Origin of the sequence: Mesorhizobium sp. M7A.F.Ca.CA.004.04.2.1 (assembly GCF_004022825.1) — a bacterium.
Classification (GTDB): domain Bacteria; phylum Pseudomonadota; class Alphaproteobacteria; order Rhizobiales; family Rhizobiaceae; genus Mesorhizobium.
In genome coordinates this window covers 1-4,256 of record NZ_RZPH01000497.1, presented here as the reverse complement: position 1 = coordinate 4,256, position 4,256 = coordinate 1, and the positions used below count along the sequence as shown (strand labels likewise).

The 4,256-nt window shown below is 64.6% G+C and carries 1 protein-coding gene; it reads left to right on the top strand.

The features are described from left to right. The first annotated feature begins 199 nt into the window (after positions 1–199). Complete coding sequence (locus EN893_RS20975; protein WP_127272204.1) at positions 200–3,961, top strand: PAS domain S-box protein; 3,762 nt, start codon at positions 200–202, stop codon at positions 3,959–3,961. Positions 3,962–4,256: the final 295 nt, after the last annotated feature.

Here is a 4,256-nt window from a genome sequence, read left to right as displayed (position 1 = left end):
CTGTATGATGGCAATATAAAGGCAAATTTTGTGCGTTGCAATATCTTTGTTGCAGTGCACCATAAATTTCTTTTGGGCCGTTAACCAAGAGCCCAGATTCCAGCCTTTGCACGTTCTGGCTTGTGGACCTTCGCGCCTCCGGCTTTTATTAACAAAGCGTTAACTGCAAAATCGCCGCTCCGTGAGGTCCGCCAAGCGCATGCCGTCCGAATATTCCTTCCTCGATGTCGCCGTGCTCGACGCGGTCCGCCAGCGCTTTGCGGCAGGCGACGCGATCGCGATCCTGTCGGCGGATCTGGAGCAGGTGATCTGGGCCAACGGGCCAGGAGCCGCGATGTTCGGTTATCCCGACATCGAGGCGATCATCGGCGCCTCGGCGCAGTTGCCCGTGATCGCCAGGCGCCAGATCATGGCGACCAGCGGATTTCCCGAGATTGGCAGTGACCGCGCCATCATGGTGCGGCTGGCGACCGGCATGACCAGCCGCGCCGTCGGCTTCCTGGCCAGTGCGGTGACCATGCCGGACGCCGAAAAGGCGATCATGCTGGCAGTGCCGGCGGCTCAGACCGGGTCACGCAGTGCCGGCGAAATCGCCGCGCGCGCCATTAGCGGCCTCACCGAGGATGGTCATTTCATCGCCTTTGTCGATGCCGGGGGCAACGTCGAGGCGGCCTCGGAAGGATTTTCGGCACTGGGCATCCTGCCGGAGACGCTGGCGGCACTGGTTGCCGACGTCGCAGCCGAGAGCGACCGCATCGTCAAGCGCCTTGTCCCCGGCGGCACGGCCTCCTACCCGGCAGGGCTGGCAAGATTGACCGAGGAGCGGCATCTGCTGGTGGTGATCGACGAGGACCAGCTCGACGACACAGCCCCTGCGGGCGAACATCCTACGCAAACCATTGCCGAGACGGCACCTGCTGGCGACGCGGCTTCCCAGCCGGAACAGGGCCGCGAGGCACCGACCGACGAACCGAGCGCCTCGCAGCCGGCCGGCGACATCGCCGCATCGCAGCATGAGATCGCCGATGCGATCGGGCAGGCGCCGACGGCGGCTAACAGCGATCAGCCGGCAGCAGAGCGCATGCCCGCGCAGCACGACCATTGGTACTTCAACGCCGGCGAGGACGGAGGGCAACAGGCGCCGCGACCTGCCGCGTCCGGACCTGAAGCGCCTCAAGAGCCGGCCGCCCTGGAAGTCCAGTCCACGGCCACGCCGACGACCGTCTCGGCGATAGACCGCGCCGCGGCGCCGGTGCGCTTCGTCTGGCGCACCGATGCCGAAGGCAAGTTCAGCGCGCTGTCGCCGGAATTCGCCGACATCGTCGGCAAGCCGGCGGCCGACGTGATCGGCCGCCGCTTCCGGGATGTCGCCGCTACATTCGGCCTCGACCCCTCCGGCGAGATATCAGGGCTCCTCGAACGGCGCGATACCTGGTCCGGGCGCTCCGTGCTGTGGCCGGTCGTCGGCACCGATCTGAAGATACCGGTCGACCTGGCGGCGCTGCCTGTCTATGGCCGCAGCCGCGCCTTCGAGGGTTTCCGCGGCTTCGGCGTCGCCCGCGCCAGCGACGCGGTCGTCGATCCGGAGGCCATCGGCATGGCGCTGGTGCCCAATAGCCAGGCGCCGGCAACGCCGGAACCGCAAGTCATCCAACCCGCGCCCGAACAGCCGAACGCCGAAGAGCCCAAGACCGAGGACACGCAGGCATCGGATCCGTTCAAGGGCGAGGTGCCGGCGTTGACCATCGTGCCGAAACAGGAGCGGCGCTTTGCCGATAAGGTGATCCGGCTCGCCGAACATCGCCAGCCTGCCAACGACAAGGGCCTGTCGACCCTGGAACGCAGCGCGTTCCGCGAAATCGGCGAGCGGCTGAAGAAGGATAGCGCTCCGGTCGGGCCGCCAGAGACCGAGACTGTGGAGGCATCGGCAGCGGAGACCGAGGCTCCGGTCAATGCGTCCGACGACCCGATGCGCACCGACGGCATCCCTGCGTCAGGGCCAGAGAACGAACCGGTCGAGGCATCCGATGTCGATGCCGAAGACGACCGGGATCTGGCACGGCTTGACGGTCACGCGGACGAAGCCCCTCGTGACGCCCGCTCGGGGGTGAATGTGACGGGCTCGTTGCTCGACTATGCCGGCCAAGATGACGAACGTGGCCCCGTGGCGGCGGAACCAGAGAACACAGCTGCCGTTTCGCCCGGCGAAGAGCCTGAATCCACTGACGCGACACATGATGGCCTCGATGACGACAGCATGACGTCGGCGGATTTTCGCGATGCCGAAGACAATGAGGATTGGGCGCAGCCCGACGAGGAAGCCGCGTCGCCCGACGAGCAGACGGTTGGCGAGGAAACCGCAGGCGTCTCTGCGGAAATACCCCTCGAGCGCCCTCGCCTGCAGGTTCCGCCGCTCAAGGCCGAAGGGTTCGTGCCGTCGGCGTTTTCCGCCGGAGATGAACACAAGGCTCCGGACACGTCGCTGCTCGGCAAGCTGCCCGTGCCGCTGCTCATCCATTCCGGGGACCGGTTGCACTATGCGAATGAGGAATTCCTCAGCCTGACGGGTTACGAGGCGCTTGACGATCTGGCGGATGCCGGCGGCCTCGGCGCGTTGTTTGCCGACCCCTATGCCGACGACGGCGTTTCCGACGGCACCGATCGCGCGCTGCGGCTGAAAACGCGTGACGGACAGGAATTCCCGATCGAGGCCATTTTGCGCTCGGTCCCCTGGCGCGACGGCAAGGCGCTGATGCTGGTCGTGCGACGCTCCGGCGAGGATGATGCGCCGGCGAGCCTGCATGTGGTTGGCGACGAGCAGACGCAGCCGGATATTTCCGAACTCAAGGCGCGCATCGCCGAGATGCGCACCATTATCGACACCGCCACCGACGGCGTCGTGTTGATCGGCCGTGACGGCACCATCCGATCGATTAGCCGGCCTGCGGAAGCGCTGTTCGGCTTCGACAGCGACGATGTGACCGGCAAGCCGTTCGCCTCGCTGTTTGCGATCGAAAGCCAGCGCGCGGCGCGCGACTATCTCAACGGACTGTCCGAACCCGGCGTGGCGAGTGTCATGAACGACGGCCGCGAGGTGATCGGGCGCGAGTCGCAAGGACGCTTCATTCCGCTGTTCATGACCATCGGCCGGCTGCCCAACGACAGCGGCTTCTGCGCCGTCGTTCGCGACATCACGCAGTGGAAGCGGGCCGAAGAGGACTTGACGCAGGCACGTGCGGTGGCCGAGCGCGCGTCCTCGCAGAAGACCGATTTCCTGGCCCGCATCAGCCACGAGATCCGCACCCCGCTCAATGCCATCATCGGTTTTTCGGAATTGATGGTCGACGAGAAGTTCGGACCTGTCGCCAACGACCGCTACCGCGACTATCTGCGCGATATCAACCGCTCGGGCAATCATGTGCTCGACCTGGTCAACGACCTGCTCGACATCTCCAAGATCGAGGCTGGCCAGCAGGAGATGGCCTATGAGGCGGTGTCGCTCAACGACACGCTGGCCGAGACGGTGGCGATGATGCAGCCGCAGGCCAACCGCGAACGGGTCATCATCCGCTCCAGCTTCGCTTCGCGGCTGCCGGAAGTGGTGGCCGACCTGCGCAGCGTGCGCCAGATCGCGCTCAACATCCTGTCGAATGCCATCCGTTACACTCAGGCCGGCGGCCAGGTGATCGTCTCGACCGCCTATGAGACCTCGGGCGACGTCGTCATGCGGGTGCGCGACACCGGCATCGGCATGAGCCATGCCGAGATCGAGCAGGCGCTGAAGCCGTTCAAGCAGATCAACGCGCTGAAGCGCGGACGCGGCGACGGGACCGGGCTTGGACTGCCGTTGACCAAAGCGATGGTGGAAGCCAACCGTGCCCGGTTCACCATCAATTCGACACCGGGCGAAGGCACTCTGGTCGAGGTCGCTTTTCCGTCGACCCGTGTGCTCGCGGAATAGGTCAGCCCTCTCCGCGGTTCGGTCCCGATAAAAAGAAAAGGCGCCCAAAGGACGCCTTAAGAGATGGGATTGCTGTCACAACGGGGGCTTGAGCGAATTCGGATCCTCGGGGCTGAGGAACGGGATTTCTCCCTCAAGTTACCTGCGACTATCGACGCCGGACCTTAACAACTCCTTACCGGGGCTCCGGAAAATTTACGAATGTGTACCACTCATGAAATCTAGGTAAATTCTAGCGTGATATTTCGTTAACCATGCTGGAAAGGCCTTTTTCACCCATCTCGTTGCCTCCAAC

Excerpts from the sequence above, each read along its gene's own strand:
- EN893_RS20975 (WP_127272204.1), top strand. The coding sequence starts at position 200 with ATGCCGTCCGAATATTCCTTCCTCGATGTCGCCGTGCTCGACGCGGTC.